Origin of the sequence: Amycolatopsis sp. NBC_00355 (assembly GCF_036104975.1) — a bacterium.
In the GTDB taxonomy this organism is placed as follows: domain Bacteria; phylum Actinomycetota; class Actinomycetes; order Mycobacteriales; family Pseudonocardiaceae; genus Amycolatopsis.
Genome location: NZ_CP107982.1, coordinates 9,514,554 through 9,529,885 on the forward strand (window position 1 = coordinate 9,514,554; position 15,332 = coordinate 9,529,885).

The following is a 15,332-nucleotide window of genomic DNA, read 5'->3' on the forward strand; positions in this document are numbered from 1 at the left end:
CCTCCCTAGCAAGTGCTTGGTAGGGTAGCCTACGCAGGAGCCCCGGTTTTGGCCAGAGGAGGTGCCGGTGCCCGACCAAGACTTCCGTGACGAAGTAAGGACCTGGCTGGCCGAACACCTGCGTGGTGACTTCGCGAAGCTGCGCGGCCGCGGCGGTCCCGGCCGCGAACACGAGGCGTTCGAGGAGCGGCTGGCGTGGGAACGCGAACTCGCCACGGGGGGCTGGAACTGCGTCGGCTGGCCCGTCGAGCACGGCGGCCGCGGCGCCACCCTCGAACAGCAGGTCGTCTTCCACGAGGAATACGCCCTCTCCGACGCCCCGGCCAAGGTCGGGCACTTCGGCCAGGAACTCCTGGGCCCGACACTCATCGCGTTCGGCACGCCGGAGCAGCAGCGCCGGTTCCTGCCGCCGATCGTCGCCGCGGAAGAACTCTGGTGCCAGGGGTACTCCGAACCCGGCGCCGGCTCGGACCTCGCCGCCGTCTCGACGTCGGCCCGCCTGGACGGCGACGAGTGGGTGGTCACCGGGCAGAAGGTCTGGACGTCGCTCGCGCAGCAAGCGGACTGGTGTTTTGTCGTCGCCCGCACCGAGCTCGGCTCGAAACGCCATAAGGGACTGTCCTACCTTCTCGTCCCGATGCGACAGTCCGGAGTGGACGTTCGCCCGATCGTCCAGCTGACCGGTACGGCGGAGTTCAACGAGGTCTTCTTCGACGGCGCCCGCACGCACCGCGACCTGGCCGTGGGGGAGCCGGGTGACGGCTGGCGCGTCGCGATGGGCACCCTGGCCTTCGAACGCGGGGTCGCCACCCTCGGCCAGCAGGTCGGGTTCCGGCGCGAGCTGGCGGCGTTGACCGAGCTCGCGAAAAACAGCGGCGCTCTCGACGACCCGGTGCTCGCCGAGCGCGTCGACCGGGCCTGGCTCGGCCTGGAAGTCATGCGGGCGCACGCGATCCGCACGCTCGGCGACACCGGCCCCGGCACGGCGTCGGTCGCGAAGCTCGTCTGGGCGAACTGGCACCGCACCCTCGGCGAACTGGCCATGGCGATCCGCGGCGCGGCCGGGATGCTCACCCCGGACGGCCTCGACGACTGGCAGCGGCTGTACTTGTTCACCCGCGCCGACACGATCTACGGCGGCTCCGACGAGATCCAGCGGAACATCATCGCCGAGCGTGTGCTCGGCCTGCCCCGGGAGGCCCGTCCGTGATCACCGTGCCGAAGTACCCCGAGGGCGCGAACCTGCTGCGGGACAAGGTGGTCGTCGTGACCGCCGCGGCCGGCACCGGGATCGGCTCCGCCACGGCGAAACGCGCGCTCGAGGAGGGCGCGAAGGTCGTCGTCAGCGACTGGCACGAACGCCGGCTCGGCGAGAAGGCCGCGGAGCTGGCGGACCTCGGCGACGTCCACGCGATCCCCTGTGACGTCACGAAGGAAGATCACGTGCAGGCCCTCATCGACGGCAGCGTCGAGCGGTTCGGCCGGATCGACGTCGTGGTCAACAACGCCGGGCTCGGCGGCACGAAGTCCCTGGTGGACATGACCGACGAGGAGTGGACGCGGGTCCTCGACGTCACCCTCAACGGCACCTTCCGCGCCACCCGCGCGGCCCTGCGCCGGTTCGCGGAGCAGGGTGACGGCGGCGCGATCGTCAACAACGCGTCCGTGCTCGGCTGGCGGGCCCAGGGCGGCCAGGCGCACTACGCCGCGGCCAAGGCGGGTGTGATGGCCCTGACGCGGTGCGCGGCCGTCGACGCCGCGCCGCTGGGCGTCCGGATCAACGCCGTCGCGCCCAGTCTGGCGATGCACGCGTTCCTGGCCAAGGTGACCAGCGACGAACTGCTCGAAGAACTGACCGCCCGCGAGGTTTCGGGGAGGGCGGCGCAGCCGTGGGAAGTGGCGAATGTGATCGTGTTCCTCGCCAGTGAGTACGCGTCGTACCTCACCGGCGAGGTCGTGTCCGTGAGTTCGCAACATGCGTGAGGTGCCCCGATGAGCCCCCAGAAGAGCTCTCAGAAGAACAGCCGGCGTGCGGAGCTGCTGGACCTGGCCGCGCGGCTGTTCGCCGAGCGCGGGTACGTGTCCACCACCGTGCGGGACATCGCCGACGCCGCCGGCATCCTGTCCGGCAGTCTGTACCACCACTTCGACTCCAAGGAGTCGATGGCCGACGAGATCCTCACCGGCTTCCTCGACGAGCTGTTCGGCTCGTACGCGGAGATCGTCGCCCGGGGCCTGGGGCCGCGTGAGACGCTCGAAGCCGTCGTCGTGGCGTCGTTCGACTCGATCCACCGGCGCCCGGCGCAGGTCGCGATCTACCAGAACGAGGCCAAGCACCTCATGCAGCTGCCGCGCTTCGCCTACCTCAACGACCGCAACGCCGAGTTCCGCAAGCTGTGGAACGGCATCCTCACCGACGGCGTGGCGGACGGTGTGTTCCGCGCGGACCTCGACGTCGAGCTGACCTACCGGTTCATCCGCGACACGGTGTGGGTGGCCGTGCGCTGGTACAACCCCGACGGCGCGCTCACCGCGCAGGACGTCGCGGAGCAGTACCTCGGGATCCTGCTGGACGGCATCGCAAAGGGGAGACGACGTGGCTGAGGCGTATGTCCTGGACGCGGTCCGGACGCCGGTGGGCAAGCGCGGGGGAGCGCTGAGCACGGTCCACCCGGCCGACCTGGGCGCGCACGTGATCCGCGCGATCGTCGAGCGGACCGGCGTCGACCCGGAGCTGGTGGAGGACGTCATCTTCGGCTGCGTCGACACGCTGGGCCCGCAGGCGGGCAACGTCGCGCGGACGTCGTGGCTCGCGGCCGGCTACCCGCAGCACGTGCCCGGGGTGACCGTCGACCGTCAGTGCGGTTCGAGCCAGCAGGCCGTGCACTTCGCCGCGCAGGCGGTGCTGAGCGGCACGGCGGACCTCGTGCTGGCGGGCGGCGTGCAGAACATGAGCGCGATCCCGATCGGCGCCGCGATGCTCGCCGGGCGTGAATACGGGTTCGAGGATCCGTTTTCCGGCTCGAAGGGCTGGCAGGAACGCTTCGGCGCGAGTGAGGTGTCGCAGTTCCGCAGCGCGGACATGATCGCCGGGCACTGGGACATTTCCCGCGTCGCGATGGAGGAATTCGCGCTGCGGAGTCACCAGCTCGCGGCGGCGGCGTCCGACGGCGGATTGTTCGACGACGAAATAGCGCCCTACGGAGAATTCGGCAAGGACGAAGGACCGCGCCGCGACACTTCCCTGGAACGGATGGCGGGCTTGAAGCCGCTGTCCCCGGAATCGCGCATCACGGCGGCGGTGGCGAGCCAGATCTCGGACGGCGCGAGCGCGACGCTGATCGCGTCGGAGTCATTCGTGCGAGAGCACGGGTTGACGCCGATGGCCCGCATCCACCACCTCTCGGTCCGCGCGGCGGACCCGGTCTGGATGCTCACCGGCCCGATCCCGGCGACCGCGCACGCGTTGCGTCGCACCGGGTTGACGATCGGTGACATCGATCTTTTCGAAGTGAACGAGGCGTTCGCCAGCGTGGTCCTGGCGTGGCTCGACGAGACGGGCGCCGACCCGTCCCGGGTCAACGTCAACGGCGGCGCGATCGCCTTGGGGCACCCGATCGGCGCGTCGGGCACGAAGCTGTTCGCGACGCTGCTCCACGAGCTTCGCCGCCGAGGCGGTCGCTACGGGCTGCAGACGATGTGCGAAGGCGGCGGCACGGCCAACGTGACCATCGTCGAAAACCTGACCTGACGCGGCACAGCGAAGGCCGGTTCGAAGGTTCCCGTTCCCTCGAACCGGCCCTGGCCGGTGCAACCCCGATTGTGCACTCAGTCCCCGTGAAGGCCTTCCCGTCGGCATACCCTTCCGGCGGGAAGACCTTCACGAGGCACACGCCCCGGCAGCGGACCGCCGTGGCGCACGACCCCGGACCCCCGTCCGGCGAGCCGGAAGAAGGCCATCTCGAGGGGTGTCGGGTTCCCTCGGGATGGCCCTCTCCTGGCCCGCCGGACGCTCGGCCCGAGTCCGGGCGCGAGGCGGGCAGGGGGACGTTGTGGGGGCCGGTCACCACCACCACCCAGCCGCGGAGGGTGTGTGGTGACCGGCCGAGGGGCGAGGGCCGCCGCGCGCAGCCTCGCCCCCGTCTTGGTTACCTCCCCATCGGGATGGCCATCGTCGGCAGCGACTGCGCGGGGAACGCCGTGGTGACCCCCGCCGGGACGACCGGCAAGGACTGCGCGGCGAACGCGGTGGTCGGGATGTTGTTCGCGAACTCGCTCTCGAACTCGCGCTCGAAGGCCTGGGCGTCGAAGCCGCTCTCGAACTCCGGCGGCACCTCGGCCGCCAGCGCCGCGATCGACGGCTCGACCACCGGGACTTCGGCCACCGCGGGAGCGGGCTCCGGCTCCGGGATGTAGTCCGGGGCAGGCAGCCGGCGGTCCAGCTCGGCCATCCAGTCCAGCATCGCCCTCGGCTTGTCCCAGGACGAGACGCCGACCAGCCGGCCGTCGCGGATGAAGCCGGTGATCCCGTCCGCCAGGGTCACGGTGTCTTCGGCCAGCGAAGGCATGCCGCACATCTGCAGCCGCGTGTCGTACAGCGTCGACCAGGCCCGGGGGAGCGGGGTGAACGGCTTGGCGCTCGACTGGCCCAGCAGCAGGTTGTCCGCCGCGTGCCGGGCCGACTCGACGGCGTTGATCCAGTGCTCGACCCGCCGCGGGGTCTCGTCGAAGCGCAGGTTCGGCCAGCGCGCGATGTCGCCGGCGATGACGACGTCGGAGGCGCCCTCGGCGAACAGCTTCGCGTCGCACAGCACGCCGTCGCTGATGTCGAGGCCGGAGCCGCGCATCCAGTCGACCGACGGGACACTGCCGATGGCGAGCACGACGACGCTGGCGACCAGCAGCTGGTTGTTCGTCAGGTGCAGCCCGACGGTGTCCTTCGTGCTGATCCAGTGCCGGACTTCGCTCTTCATCGCCAGGTTCGCGCGGTGCTCGTGGTGCGCCTCGACGATGCCGCTGGAGACGCGGTCGCCGAAGCGGTGCAGCGGCGCCTTCGCGTGGCCGACCAGGGTGACGTCCCGGCCGATGTGCCGCATGCTCGCGGCGAACTCGTTGCCGATCAGGCCGGCGCCGATCACGACGGCCGGCTTCTTGCTGGCGTTGAGGCAGCGCCGCACCGCCATCGAGTCCTCGACCGTGCGCAGGATCCGCACGCGCGGGTCGTGCCGCGGCGCTCCGGGCAGGTGCCGCGGGTAGACGCCGGTCGCGGCGATCAGGCCGTCGTACCAGAGGGATTCGCCGCCGGGCAGGTGCACGACCCGCTCGGTGGTGTCGAGGTGCGTGACCCGCGCGCCGAGGCGCCAGTGCACGTCCAGGTCCGGCAGGTAGTGCGAAAGGCCCACGTCGCTGGGCCGTTCGGTCCCCATCACGAGTGCCTTGGAGACCATCGGCCGGTGGTAGGGGCGCCGGGCCTCGTCGCCGATGAGCACGATCTCGCCGTCGAAGTTCTGTTCCCGCAGTCGTTCCGCGGCGCGCAACCCTGCGACACCCGCGCCGACGATGACGATCCGGTCGCCGTCAGCCATCGAGGTCCCCTCTCATCACGACCGCCTGCATCGGGCAGCAGCGAGCGGCCATCTTCGCCTGTTCCATGGTGGTTTCGTCCAGCAGCCGCGTGCGGAAGCGCAGGCGGCCGTCCTGGCCGAGGTCGAACACGTCCGGCGCCTCCATGGCGCAGATGCCGTAGAGCTCGCACCGGTCGTTGTCGACGCTGATCCGGGGCCCGCTACCGGGCAAACGGAGCGGCATGTCAAGCCACCTGCTCTTCCACGAGTCCGATGCGTTCGAGGGTGCGGGCCGGCAGGAACCGCAGCAGCGACACCGTCGCGGCCGGGATGAGCAGCGTGATGCCGCCCAGCCAGACCACCGCGAGGTGACCGTTGGCGATCGAGCCGAACCAGGCGTGCAACGCGGTCAGCGCGACGGCCGGGTAGGCGCAGCGGTGCAACCACAGCCAGCGGCGGTAGGCGGTGAACCGCTGCAGGCCCGCGGTGAGCGCGATGGCCACCATGACCTCGAAGCCGACGATGCCGATGCTGTGACGCACCTCTTGGCCGGACAGGAACGGGAGGAACAGGTACTGCAGGCTGTACGGCTGGATCGTCAGGTAGAAGAAGCCCAGCGCGTGGATGCCGCCGAAGATGATCGTGCCGGTCGCGAGCACCATGTGCGAGCTGCGCAGCGCCTTGCGGCCGGTGACCGAGCGCACCCAGCCCGTGGCGGTGAGCACCCCCCAGGTGAGGGTCAGCATCATCGCCGCGTAGGACGCCCGCGCCGCGAACGCCGCGAGGCCGCGCGCCGCCGGGTCGGTCTTCGGCTGGAACTGCTGGGTGATCAGGAGCGTCGCGTCGTGCCAGGTCTCAACCATGACTGCCCCCGGCACGGACCGCGGCGGTGGGGCGGGACGAGGTCCGGGCGCGGCTGCGGTTGCCCTTGATCTGGCGCAGCACGTAGAACAGGCCACCCCCGACCAGCAGGAACAGCGCCACCACGACGGCGATCTGGGACGGGTCGAGGCCGAGCGGGGCCCCGGCGGGCGCCGCGGTGGTGGAGACCGCGGGCTCGGGGAGCGCCGTATAGTCGACCATCCCGGTGCTCTCGAGCATCGTCATGTGCCGCATCACGGCCTGGTTGCCGACGGTCGCGAACGCCCGTACGTCGTCGTTGCGGGTACCGGCCCGCAGCTGCGCGAGGATGGCGAAGACCTGGCCGTGCGCCGCGCGCAGCCGGTTGGCGAAGACGCGGTCGAACGCCGGCCCGGGGGCCGCGTTCATCTCTTCGAGGAGCCAGCCGCGCTGTTCGTCGGAGGGCTGGTCGGGCACCGGCGAGTTCAGTTTCGCCGAGAGCGCGCGGGTCGCGACGTCGAGCCGGCCGTGATCCATCATGATCGCGAAGCCGACTTCCTTGACCAGCGGGCTGCCCTTCTGCATGGCCATCATGCCCGACGGCATCTCCCACAGACCGGCCTGGCGGACCTTGGTCAGCAGCACCGCGTCGGTGGCCGAGACCGCGGTGGTCTGGGCGGTCGAAGCCGTGCCCGGCGTGAGCAGCGTCAGCACCGCGACGACCACGAACAGGATCCGGACCAGCGGCCGGGAGCGTTCGACGGCGGACGGCGGGTCGAGCTCCAGCACGGTCAGCTCAGACGCCGAACGCATTTTGCCTCCACTCGTCCTGGGTCATCGTGATCTTCTTGCCGTCCGGCGCGATCGGGTACCACGCCTGGTCGGCGCCCTGGCCCGCGGTGTCGGCCGGCTCCGTGTCACCGGTGAAGTGGTAGAGCGGCCAGCCGCCGAGAGTGGCCTGCTGGGTGCCGTCGTCGCGGGTGAGCTGCCCGATCAGCGACGGGTCGACGCCGATCGGCGCCAGATTGCCGCCGGCGCTGACCGGGATCCACTTGGTGGCGCACGCGCCGACGCAGTTCGACCGGGACGGGTCGCTCGTGTCCCGGTCGTAGCGGTAGATGGTGAAGCCGGTCCCGTCGACGAGCATCGGCCCGAGGTCGAACGCCTTCGCCGCGCGGAGCTGGCTCTTCGCGGGGTCGTTCGGGTCGGCCGTGATCGGCTGGGGCATGGCGAGGGTCATCTGGCCCGGTTGCTGGGCGGGCATCTGCATGCCGCCACCTGCGGCGTAACCACCTGAGGTGGTCGCGGCGCCGGCGGTGCAGGCGGTGAGCAGAGCGAGTGCGGTGAGGCACACGGCGGCGGGGACCACCGGTCGGGGAATGCGGATCACTGCTCCTCCGTGGGGCATGACTACGCGCTGTTGCCGGGGGTGCAACGGAAAAGCGCGCGAAAGATCCACTGTGGACGACTGGTCCGGGGTGGAGGTGGAGCGTTGCGGGGGACAACGCCTTGTCGGGGGTCTTCGGTAGGGGATACGGACACGGTCCGGAAACGGTTCAAAAAACTTTCGGGCTCAGTTGGGACTGGACTCCGGGCCTCCGGGGCACCAGGATGTCCCGCGTGGGACGGCACACTCGAGCGCTGAGACCCGTCGAAGATCCGGAAGACGTCGTTGTCGAGTCGAACGACGCCTCCGATGATCTGGCGAAGGCGCTCTACCAGGAGTTCGGTGGGTCCCTCATGGCGTTCGCACTCCGGCTGACCGGCCACGACCGGCAGTGGGCCGAAGACGTCGTGCAGGAGACCCTGATCAAGGCGTGGCGGAACGCGGACAAACTCGACCGCCGGCCGGAGATGCTGCGCGCGTGGTTGTTCACGGTCGCCCGGCGGATCGTCATCGACGGCTGGCGCAGCCGCAGTGTCCGTCCCCAGGAGCTCGAAGAGATCGAATCCGACGCGATCACGGTGTCCGACGAGTCGGACCGCACGCTCGCCGCGATGATCGTCTACGAAGCGCTGCAGGGCCTTTCGCCCGAGCAGCGGGAGGCCATTCAGCAGACCTACCTGCGCGATCGCACCGTGAACGAGGTCGCGGCCACCCTCGGCGTGCCCCCGGGCACCATCAAGTCCCGCATCCACCACGCCGTCCGCGCCCTGCGCCGAGCCCTGCGCGAGCGGGGGTGAGCTGAGGTTGGCCGGGTCCGCACACACCGACGTCGCCGCGTACGTGCTCGGCGTGCTCAGTGAGGCCGAGAGCAATCAGTTCGAAGCCCACCTGATGAACTGCCCGAACTGCCAGCTCGACCTGATCGAGCTGTACCAGCTGCCGGACGTGCTCGACCTCGTCAAGCGCAGCTGGCCCGAGCCCCCGATGCCCGCGCCCGGCCCGCGGACCCTCGCCCCCGGGCCCCGCGTGCTGCGCGGCCTGATGGAAGAGGCGTCCGTCAAGCGCCGGCGGCGCAAGCGGCTCGGCATCATCGCCGGGACCGCGGCCGCCGCGCTCGTCGTCGCCGGCCCGCTCGTGACGCTCGCCGTCCGGCCCGCCGACGCCGTCCCGCCCGCCTCCCTGTCCGCGCCGAGCAGCAAGCAGGCGTCCGCGGTGACGAGCGTCCCCGCGACGTCCACCGCGCCGCCGTCCGCGTCGACGAGCCGGCCGCCCGGTGGCGGCCAGACCTACGGCCGCGGCAGCGGCGGGTCCGCCGTCACCGCGCTCGTCACCGTCCTGCCCGTCGAGTGGGGCAGCCGGGTCGAGCTCGAGCTGCGCGGGATCGTCGGGCCGCTCAACTGCCAGCTGGTCGCCATCTCCGCCTCGGGCGAGGAACGCGTCGTCACCGGCTGGTCCGTGCCGCCGAAGGGCTTCGGCATCCCCGGCTCACCCGAACCTCTGCGGCTGCAGGGGTCCACGTTCATGGCGATGGACCAGATCGGCCGGTTCGAGGTCCGTGGCGAGGACGGCACCGTTCTCGTCATGGTGCAACGTTAAATCATTTTTCCCGCCGATCCCCGGTGACCTGGGTGAATGCTGTCCGGTTGCGCGGCGTTAGATAACGAACAGATAACGGACCGGTCGCTTTTGAACCTCTCCCGTCCGGCGTCCGTATCCCCCAATGCATCCCCCGATGCACTCGGAAGACCCCCGAACCGGAACCAAGTGGCACCGGGCAGCGACGCCGGAACGCACGGCGGCAGGCCCCGGTAAGCACTTCCCCCGGGTTCCGCACCAATAACGACGCAATTATCGGTAGTTCTTGCCCGGGCTGCCGCGCTGTTCGGCGCGCCCGGAAAAACGAACGAGGTGAACTAGTCCATGCCCCGGAATTCTCGGTCCCCCGTGACGGGCAAGCATCGTGTTGCCCGCCGAACCAAGATCGCGATGGGCGCGCTCGGCCTGGCGATCGCCGTCGGCGCACTCGCCGTCGCGGTCTCGACGGGCCGCACGGGCGAGGCCAGTGCGGACCCCGCCGACCCGTCGTTCTTCATCGACATCAACAAGGTCCCCGCCGGCAACAACGTCAACGCGGCCTTGCAGAAGAAGGGTGCCAAGGGTTCCTTCACCGTCGACTGCGGAACGAACGCCGACGGCGCCCACCACAACCCGGACAACTTCATCGCCCAGCCCGGGATCAAGAACGGTGCCCAGCACCTGCACGACTACGTCGGCAACGTGACCACCGACGCCGACTCGAGCCTCAAGAGCCTCCTCGCCGGCGACACCACCTGCAAGAACGGTGACCAGTCCGCCTACTTCTGGCCGGTCATCCGCATCGACCGCGAGGACGACGCGGCGAACGCGAGCGAGAACCAGCAGGCCCAGCAGTCGCAGCAGGGCAAGACCGGCGACGTCCAGCAGGACCAGAGCGCGGCGGACGCCCAGGCCGCGGACGCGGCCGGACAGGGCCAGGACGCGCAGGACCAGGCGGCTCAGGATCAGAACGCCCAGGACCAGAATGCGCAGGACGGCCAGGCCACTGAGGACTCCGGCGCCCCGGACACGGCGACGCAGGACCAGAACGGCCAGCAGAAGAAAAAGAACACCGGTGGCGGCGCGACGCGCGGCGACCAGAACGCCCAGCAGCAGGACGGTCAGAACCAGCAGGACCAGCAGCAGGCCCAGGACCGCCGTCGTGGCGGCCAGAACCAGGGCGGCGGCAAGAACGGCGGCCAGAACAACGGCGGTCAGAACGGTGGCCAGAACGGCGGCCAGAACCAGAGCAGCAGTGCCGCGGCACCGCCGTCCGAGGTACTGGGCGGCCCCGAAGGCGCGAACGAAGAGGTCGGCGACAACGACGGCGAGATCGTCGAGCCCGAGTCCGCGACCCTGAAGTTCATCGGCGGTGGCGCGCAGAACGTCGTCGCGATGCCGCTCGGCCTGCGGGTCCTCTACGGTGACGCCAAGCAGAGCACCAACGGCCCGGCCAACGCCCGGCCCAGCTGGACCTGCACCGGGTTCGAGGACCGGCTGACCGACCTCTACCCGATCTGCCCGGCGGGCAGCAAGGTGGAGCGGATCCACGCCTTCCCGAACTGCTGGGACGGCAAGAACACCGACAGTGCGAACCACCGCACCCACATCGTGTTCTCCGACCAGGCCGGCAAGTGCCCGCAGGGCTTCAAGAACGTGCCCCAGCTGCAGGTGACGCTGGTCTACAACGTCCCGCAGGACGTCCAGCAGAAGGGCCAGTACAAAGTGGACGCGTTCGCCCAGGAGAAGCACAACCCGCGCTCCGACCACGACGACTTCGCCAACGTGATGAGCAAGAAGATCATGAGCCGCGTCGTCAGCTGCGTCAACTTCGGCAAGACCTGCAAGGAATAACGGCTCCACCTTCGCAACCGGCCACCTTCCAGGAAGGGTGAACGTCATGAACCGTGCTCGCCCGGTCGCTGCCGCTCTGCTCGCCGTCACCGGCCTCGCGCTGGTCACGGCCTGCGGGTCCAACCCGTACGCCACGTCCGGCGCGGTCCAGCCCGTCGCCCTCGGCGTACAGCAGCAGCAACCGGCGAGCACGGTTCCGGCCGGTGCCGGGCGGACCCAGCTCGTCTCGTCCACAGTGGAGGGTCTCGGCACGGTCCTGGCCGACGCCGAAGGCCACACCCTCTACCGGTACGCGAAAGACAGTGCCAAGCCCCCGAAGGCCACGTGCGCCGGCGCGTGCGCGGAAACGTGGCCCCCGCTGGTCTCCGACGCCCCGGCGCTCGCCGCCGGGGTGGACGCGCAGCTCATCGGCGAGGTCACGAGGCCGGACGGGCAGCGGCAGGTGACCGTCGGCGGCCGGCCGGTCTACCGGTACGCCAAGGACACCGGCCGGGGCATCGCGCTCGGCCAGAACGTCAGCGCGGACTGGGCGGCGATCACGCCGGCGGGGGAGAAGGCGGTGGCCGGCCGGGACAGTGGCGGTGCCTCGGCCACCGAGCCCTCCGAGCCCGTCGGACCCGCCGAGCCGAAGACGATCGGCACCACCGACGTCGGCGGTCTCGGCCCGGTGCTCACCGACCAGGCCGGTGACACGCTCTACCTCTTCACCAAGGACGGCAAGGACTCCGGAACGTCCACTTGCGACGGCGCGTGCGCGAAGACGTGGCCGCCGGTGCGGGTGGACGGCCGGATCACCGTCGCCGAGAGCGTCGACACGGGCCTCATCGGCCGGATCCGGCGCTCGGACGGCACCATGCAGGTGACCGTCGGCGGCTGGCCGGTCTACAGCTACAGCAAGGACGACGCGCCCGGCGAAGCCAACGGGCACGGCGTCGGGAACACCTGGTACGCCGTGGAACCCAGCGGCTGCAAGGTCGACCCGGCCCGCAGACCCGAAGCCCGGCAGGCAGTCGCGACGTCCTCCTCATCCGGCGGGTACTGACCCGCCCCACGATCCCCGGCCCGGCGAACACTTCCCTCCACCTCACCCCCCCGTTCGCCGGGCCGGTTGCAGTACCCGGGACCACGGTCCCGGTCGTGAGTTCCGGCCCGGTGGGCGTTTCCCTCCACCTCACCCCTTTGCCCACCAGGCCGGTGCGTGAATGCGAGACCCGGTCCGGCGGACGCTTCCCCTCCACCTCACCCCCCCAGTCCGCCGGGCCGGTCAGCACCACCCCGAAGTACGCGGGACCACGGTCCCGCCCCCGAGCCCCGGCCGGGTGGACGACTTCCCTCCACCTCACCCCCCTCGTCCACCGGGCCGGGATTCCGTTCCCCACAACGATCCCCCGCGGATCAGACGAAGGAGGACAAGGCGGGCGCAGACCCCCGCCCCTCGAGTTCCGGCCCGGCGAGCACTTCCCTCCACCTCACCCCCCTCGCCCGCCGGCCCGGAACTCCTTCACCCACCCCCCAATCACGCGAGTCGACCCCTCAATCACGCGAGTCGACCTTCCAGTCACGCGAGATGCCTCTCCAGACACACGAGATTCCCCTCTGGACACGCGACTTACGTCCTCCATCACGTGAGTCACGTCCCCAGTCACGCGAGATCCGCTTCCGGTCCCGCGAGTCCGGGTCCGAGCTTCCACGCTCCGCCCGGATCCCGGCCCGGCGACCGCCCCCTCGGTCGCGGGCCCCGAAGTCCCCGGTCCGGTGGATGCTTCCCTCCACCTCACCCCCCTCATCCTCCGGACCGGCTCAGCTGCGGTCCCCGTGCTCCGGTACGGGGACCGCGGCCCAGAAGTCCAGCGGGACCCGGCCGAGGCCCCGGCCGGTGGAGTCCAGCAGCCGGCCCATCAGCTTGACGCTCCGCAGCGTGACGGCCCGGCCGGCGATCTCCAGCCACGGCAGCTTCGCGGCCATCAGCCCCTCCAGCGCCACCGTGTCGTGCTGCGTCGGCAGCCACACCACCAGCATCAGGTTCGTCTCGCCGGACAGCGCCGCGCACATCCGGACCTCCGGCAGCATGGCGAGCGACCGCGCCGTCGTCTCCAGCTTGTCCGGCGGTACCCGCAGCCACAGCGTCACGGTGACCGGCGCGGGCGACGCCGACCGCGCGATCTCGCACCGCACGCGGATCGCGCCGCGGGCCAGCAGCGCGTCGAGCCGGCGCCGCACGGTCGTCGCGCCGACGCCGAGTTCGGCCGCCAGTGCCGCCGCCGACACCCGCGCGTCGACGCCGAGCGCCAGGATCAGGGCCCGGTCGGCGTCGTCGAACCGCAGCGGGGCGCGGTGCCGCACCGGTTTCGGCGTCAGCGCTTCCCGTTGCCCGGGCGAGATCGCCCGCACCCGCCAGCGGCTGCCCTCGGTGAACATCCGCGGTGACAGCACCGTCCGCACACGCGCCACCCCGGGCACCGCCGCCACCCGGTCGAGCACGTGCGCACCCAGCTCCCGCAGCGTCGGCGCGACGACGTGGACGAGCAGATCGCAGGGCCCGGCCAGGCACTCGACCGTGACGACGTGGACGTCCGAGGCCAGTTCCGCGGCGACGCGCACAGCCGCGCCGGGCGCGCAGTCGATCGCGACGAACGCCAACGCGAGCTGCGCGGTGAGCTCGCCGCCCGCGTACGCCGTGAGCCACGCGTCCCCGCGCCCGACGAGACCGTCCCACCGCCGGGCGGCGGTCACCGCGCCCAGCCCGAGCGCCTTTCCGAGCGTCGACCAGGACGCCCGCGGTGCCGCCTGCAGCGCGTCGACCAGTTTGAGGTCCTGCTCGTCCAACATGGCGGATCCTTCGCTCATCAGCCCTCAAAACGGTGGTTCCGTCGGTTTTTCCCAGCCATTGTGCTCGACTCTCGCATGATCGGCGGATGACCCTGCGCTCCGACGCCGCCGTCCTGCTCGACGATCTGGTCGCCCTGCGCCGTGACCTGCACCGCATCCCCGAGATCGGCCTGCACCTGCCGCGCACGCAGGACCGCGTCCTCGCCGCGCTCGACGGCCTCGGCCTCGAACTCACCCTCGGCGAGAAGCTCTCGTCGATCACCGGAGTCCTGCGCGGCGGCAAGCCCGGTGGCACCGTCCTCCTGCGCGGCGACATGGACGCGCTCCCGGTCACCGAAGCCACCGGCGAGGAGTTCACCTCGACCCTCGACGGCGCCATGCACGCCTGCGGTCACGACCTCCACACGGCCGGCCTGGTCGGCGCGGCCCGGCTGCTCGCTGCCCGCAAAGCCGACCTGCCCGGCGACGTCGTGTTCATGTTCCAGCCCGGCGAAGAAGGCTGGGACGGCGCCGGCCACATGATCGAAGAAGGTGTGCTGACGGCGTCCGGCAAGCACGTCGACGCCGCGTACGGCCTGCACGTCTCGGCCGCGAGTTACGCGAAGGGCCAGTTCACCGCCCGTCCCGGCACGCTCATGGCGGCCTCCGGCGCGCTCGCCGTCCGGGTGCGGGGCGAGGGCGGCCACGGCTCGTCCCCGCACGACGCGCGCGACCCGATCCCGGCCGCCTGCGAGATGGTGACCGCGCTGCAGACGATGGTGACGCGCGGCTTCGACGTCTTCGACCCGGTCGTCGTCACCGTCGGGATGTTCCACGCCGGCACCCGGCGCAACATCATCCCGGACGACGCGGTGTTCGAGGCGACGCTGCGGTCCTTCTCGCCGGAGACGGCGGCGCGCGTCGGCGACCGCGCCGTCCAGGTCTGCCAGGGCATCGCCGCCGCGCACGGCCTCGACATCGACGTCACCTTCGAACCCGAGTACCCGGCGACGGTCAACGACGCCGGCGCGTACGACTTCGTCGCGGACACGATCCGCGACGTCTTCGGCGAGGAGCGGTTCACCGAGATGGCCGAACCGATCACCGGGTCGGAGGACTTCTCCCGCGTCCTCGAGCGCGTGCCCGGCGCCTACCTGTTCCTCGGCGCGTGCCCGACGGACCCGGCGACCGCGCCGGACAACCACTCGCCCCGCGCGAGGTTCGACGACAGCGTGCTCGGCGACGGCGCCGCGCTGCTGGCCGAGCTCGCGGTCCGCCGGCTCGCGCTCCTGGCCGGGTGACGC

15 protein-coding genes are annotated in these 15,332 nt (G+C 71.0%); 9 read left to right on the forward strand and 6 right to left on the reverse strand.

The genetic code is table 11. The annotated features are described in order from the left end of the window. Positions 1–67 precede the first annotated feature (67 nt). From OHS18_RS44290 to OHS18_RS44305, 4 genes are read left to right on the forward strand one after another with little or no spacing between them, the layout of a single operon-like run. Positions 68–1,210 (forward strand): acyl-CoA dehydrogenase family protein, encoded by a 1,143-nt coding sequence (locus OHS18_RS44290; protein ID WP_328614829.1) that lies wholly within the window; start codon positions 68–70, stop codon positions 1,208–1,210. Continuing rightward, positions 1,207–1,983, forward strand: a complete 777-nt coding sequence (locus OHS18_RS44295) for an SDR family oxidoreductase (RefSeq protein ID WP_328614830.1) — start codon at positions 1,207–1,209, stop codon at positions 1,981–1,983. The genes OHS18_RS44290 and OHS18_RS44295 overlap by 4 nt, the downstream gene beginning before the upstream one ends. A gap of 9 nt (positions 1,984–1,992) precedes the next feature. Then, positions 1,993–2,604 carry a TetR/AcrR family transcriptional regulator gene (locus OHS18_RS44300; protein ID WP_328442464.1) on the forward strand — a complete coding sequence of 204 codons (612 nt, stop codon included), beginning with the start codon at positions 1,993–1,995 and terminating at the stop codon, positions 2,602–2,604. Then, positions 2,597–3,751, forward strand: coding sequence for an acetyl-CoA C-acetyltransferase (locus OHS18_RS44305; RefSeq protein WP_328614831.1), 1,155 nt, complete (start codon positions 2,597–2,599; stop codon positions 3,749–3,751). Before OHS18_RS44300 ends, OHS18_RS44305 begins: the two co-directional genes overlap by 8 nt. Positions 3,752–4,148: 397 nt before the next feature. Here the strand turns inward: OHS18_RS44305 and OHS18_RS44310 are convergent, their stop codons facing one another. From OHS18_RS44310 to OHS18_RS44330, 5 genes are read right to left on the reverse strand one after another with little or no spacing between them, the layout of a single operon-like run. Next, positions 4,149–5,585 carry an NAD(P)/FAD-dependent oxidoreductase gene (locus OHS18_RS44310; RefSeq protein WP_328442461.1) on the reverse strand — a complete coding sequence of 479 codons (1,437 nt, stop codon included), beginning with the start codon at positions 5,583–5,585 and terminating at the stop codon, positions 4,149–4,151. After that, positions 5,578–5,808 carry a ferredoxin gene (locus OHS18_RS44315; RefSeq protein WP_328442459.1) on the reverse strand — a complete coding sequence of 77 codons (231 nt, stop codon included), beginning with the start codon at positions 5,806–5,808 and terminating at the stop codon, positions 5,578–5,580. The genes OHS18_RS44310 and OHS18_RS44315 overlap by 8 nt, the downstream gene beginning before the upstream one ends. Before the next feature lies 1 nt (position 5,809). After that, positions 5,810–6,427, reverse strand: coding sequence for a hypothetical protein (locus OHS18_RS44320; RefSeq protein WP_328442457.1), 618 nt, complete (start codon positions 6,425–6,427; stop codon positions 5,810–5,812). Next, positions 6,420–7,217: a DUF4142 domain-containing protein gene (locus tag OHS18_RS44325; protein WP_328442455.1), complete on the reverse strand. Its 798-nt coding sequence runs from the start codon at positions 7,215–7,217 to the stop codon at positions 6,420–6,422. The genes OHS18_RS44320 and OHS18_RS44325 overlap by 8 nt, the downstream gene beginning before the upstream one ends. Beyond that, entirely contained in the window at positions 7,201–7,794 is a 594-nt protein-coding gene (locus OHS18_RS44330) for a hypothetical protein (RefSeq protein WP_328442453.1), read from the reverse strand. Before OHS18_RS44330 ends, OHS18_RS44325 begins: the two co-directional genes overlap by 17 nt. Positions 7,795–8,024: 230 nt before the next feature. Here OHS18_RS44330 and OHS18_RS44335 point away from each other — a divergent pair, with 230 nt between their 5' ends. From OHS18_RS44335 to OHS18_RS44350, 4 genes are all read left to right on the forward strand, one after another. Then, the gene (locus OHS18_RS44335; RefSeq protein WP_328442451.1) at positions 8,025–8,588 is read left to right on the forward strand and encodes a sigma-70 family RNA polymerase sigma factor; all 564 of its coding nucleotides are present in this window, start codon (positions 8,025–8,027) and stop codon (positions 8,586–8,588) included. Between the two features lie 7 nt (positions 8,589–8,595). Then, entirely contained in the window at positions 8,596–9,387 is a 792-nt protein-coding gene (locus OHS18_RS44340; protein WP_328442449.1) for a zf-HC2 domain-containing protein, read from the forward strand. Between the two features lie 324 nt (positions 9,388–9,711). Beyond that, a complete protein-coding gene (locus OHS18_RS44345) occupies positions 9,712–11,220 on the forward strand; it encodes a DUF1996 domain-containing protein (RefSeq protein ID WP_328442447.1) in 1,509 nt (502 codons plus the stop codon). Positions 11,221–11,266: 46 nt separating this feature from the next. Next, complete coding sequence (locus OHS18_RS44350) at positions 11,267–12,262, forward strand: SCO0930 family lipoprotein (protein ID WP_328614832.1); 996 nt, start codon at positions 11,267–11,269, stop codon at positions 12,260–12,262. Positions 12,263–13,020: 758 nt separating this feature from the next. Here OHS18_RS44350 and OHS18_RS44355 read toward each other — a convergent pair. Further along, the gene (locus tag OHS18_RS44355) at positions 13,021–14,049 is read right to left on the reverse strand and encodes an Lrp/AsnC family transcriptional regulator (RefSeq protein ID WP_328614833.1); all 1,029 of its coding nucleotides are present in this window, start codon (positions 14,047–14,049) and stop codon (positions 13,021–13,023) included. An 86-nt stretch (positions 14,050–14,135) separates the two neighbouring features. Here OHS18_RS44355 and OHS18_RS44360 point away from each other — a divergent pair, with 86 nt between their 5' ends. Further along, positions 14,136–15,329, forward strand: coding sequence for a M20 metallopeptidase family protein (locus OHS18_RS44360; protein WP_328614834.1), 1,194 nt, complete (start codon positions 14,136–14,138; stop codon positions 15,327–15,329). Positions 15,330–15,332: the final 3 nt, after the last annotated feature.

Coding starts and splice junctions, on each gene's coding strand:
- OHS18_RS44300 (WP_328442464.1), top strand. CDS start 1,993: ATGAGCCCCCAGAAGAGCTCTCAGAAGAACAGCCGGCGTGCGGAGCTG.
- OHS18_RS44310 (WP_328442461.1), bottom strand. CDS start 5,585: ATGGCTGACGGCGACCGGATCGTCATCGTCGGCGCGGGTGTCGCAGGG.
- OHS18_RS44315 (WP_328442459.1), bottom strand. CDS start 5,808: ATGCCGCTCCGTTTGCCCGGTAGCGGGCCCCGGATCAGCGTCGACAAC.
- OHS18_RS44320 (WP_328442457.1), bottom strand. CDS start 6,427: ATGGTTGAGACCTGGCACGACGCGACGCTCCTGATCACCCAGCAGTTC.
- OHS18_RS44325 (WP_328442455.1), bottom strand. CDS start 7,217: ATGCGTTCGGCGTCTGAGCTGACCGTGCTGGAGCTCGACCCGCCGTCC.
- OHS18_RS44345 (WP_328442447.1), top strand. CDS start 9,712: ATGCCCCGGAATTCTCGGTCCCCCGTGACGGGCAAGCATCGTGTTGCC.
- OHS18_RS44350 (WP_328614832.1), top strand. CDS start 11,267: ATGAACCGTGCTCGCCCGGTCGCTGCCGCTCTGCTCGCCGTCACCGGC.
- OHS18_RS44355 (WP_328614833.1), bottom strand. CDS start 14,049: ATGTTGGACGAGCAGGACCTCAAACTGGTCGACGCGCTGCAGGCGGCA.
- OHS18_RS44360 (WP_328614834.1), top strand. CDS start 14,136: ATGACCCTGCGCTCCGACGCCGCCGTCCTGCTCGACGATCTGGTCGCC.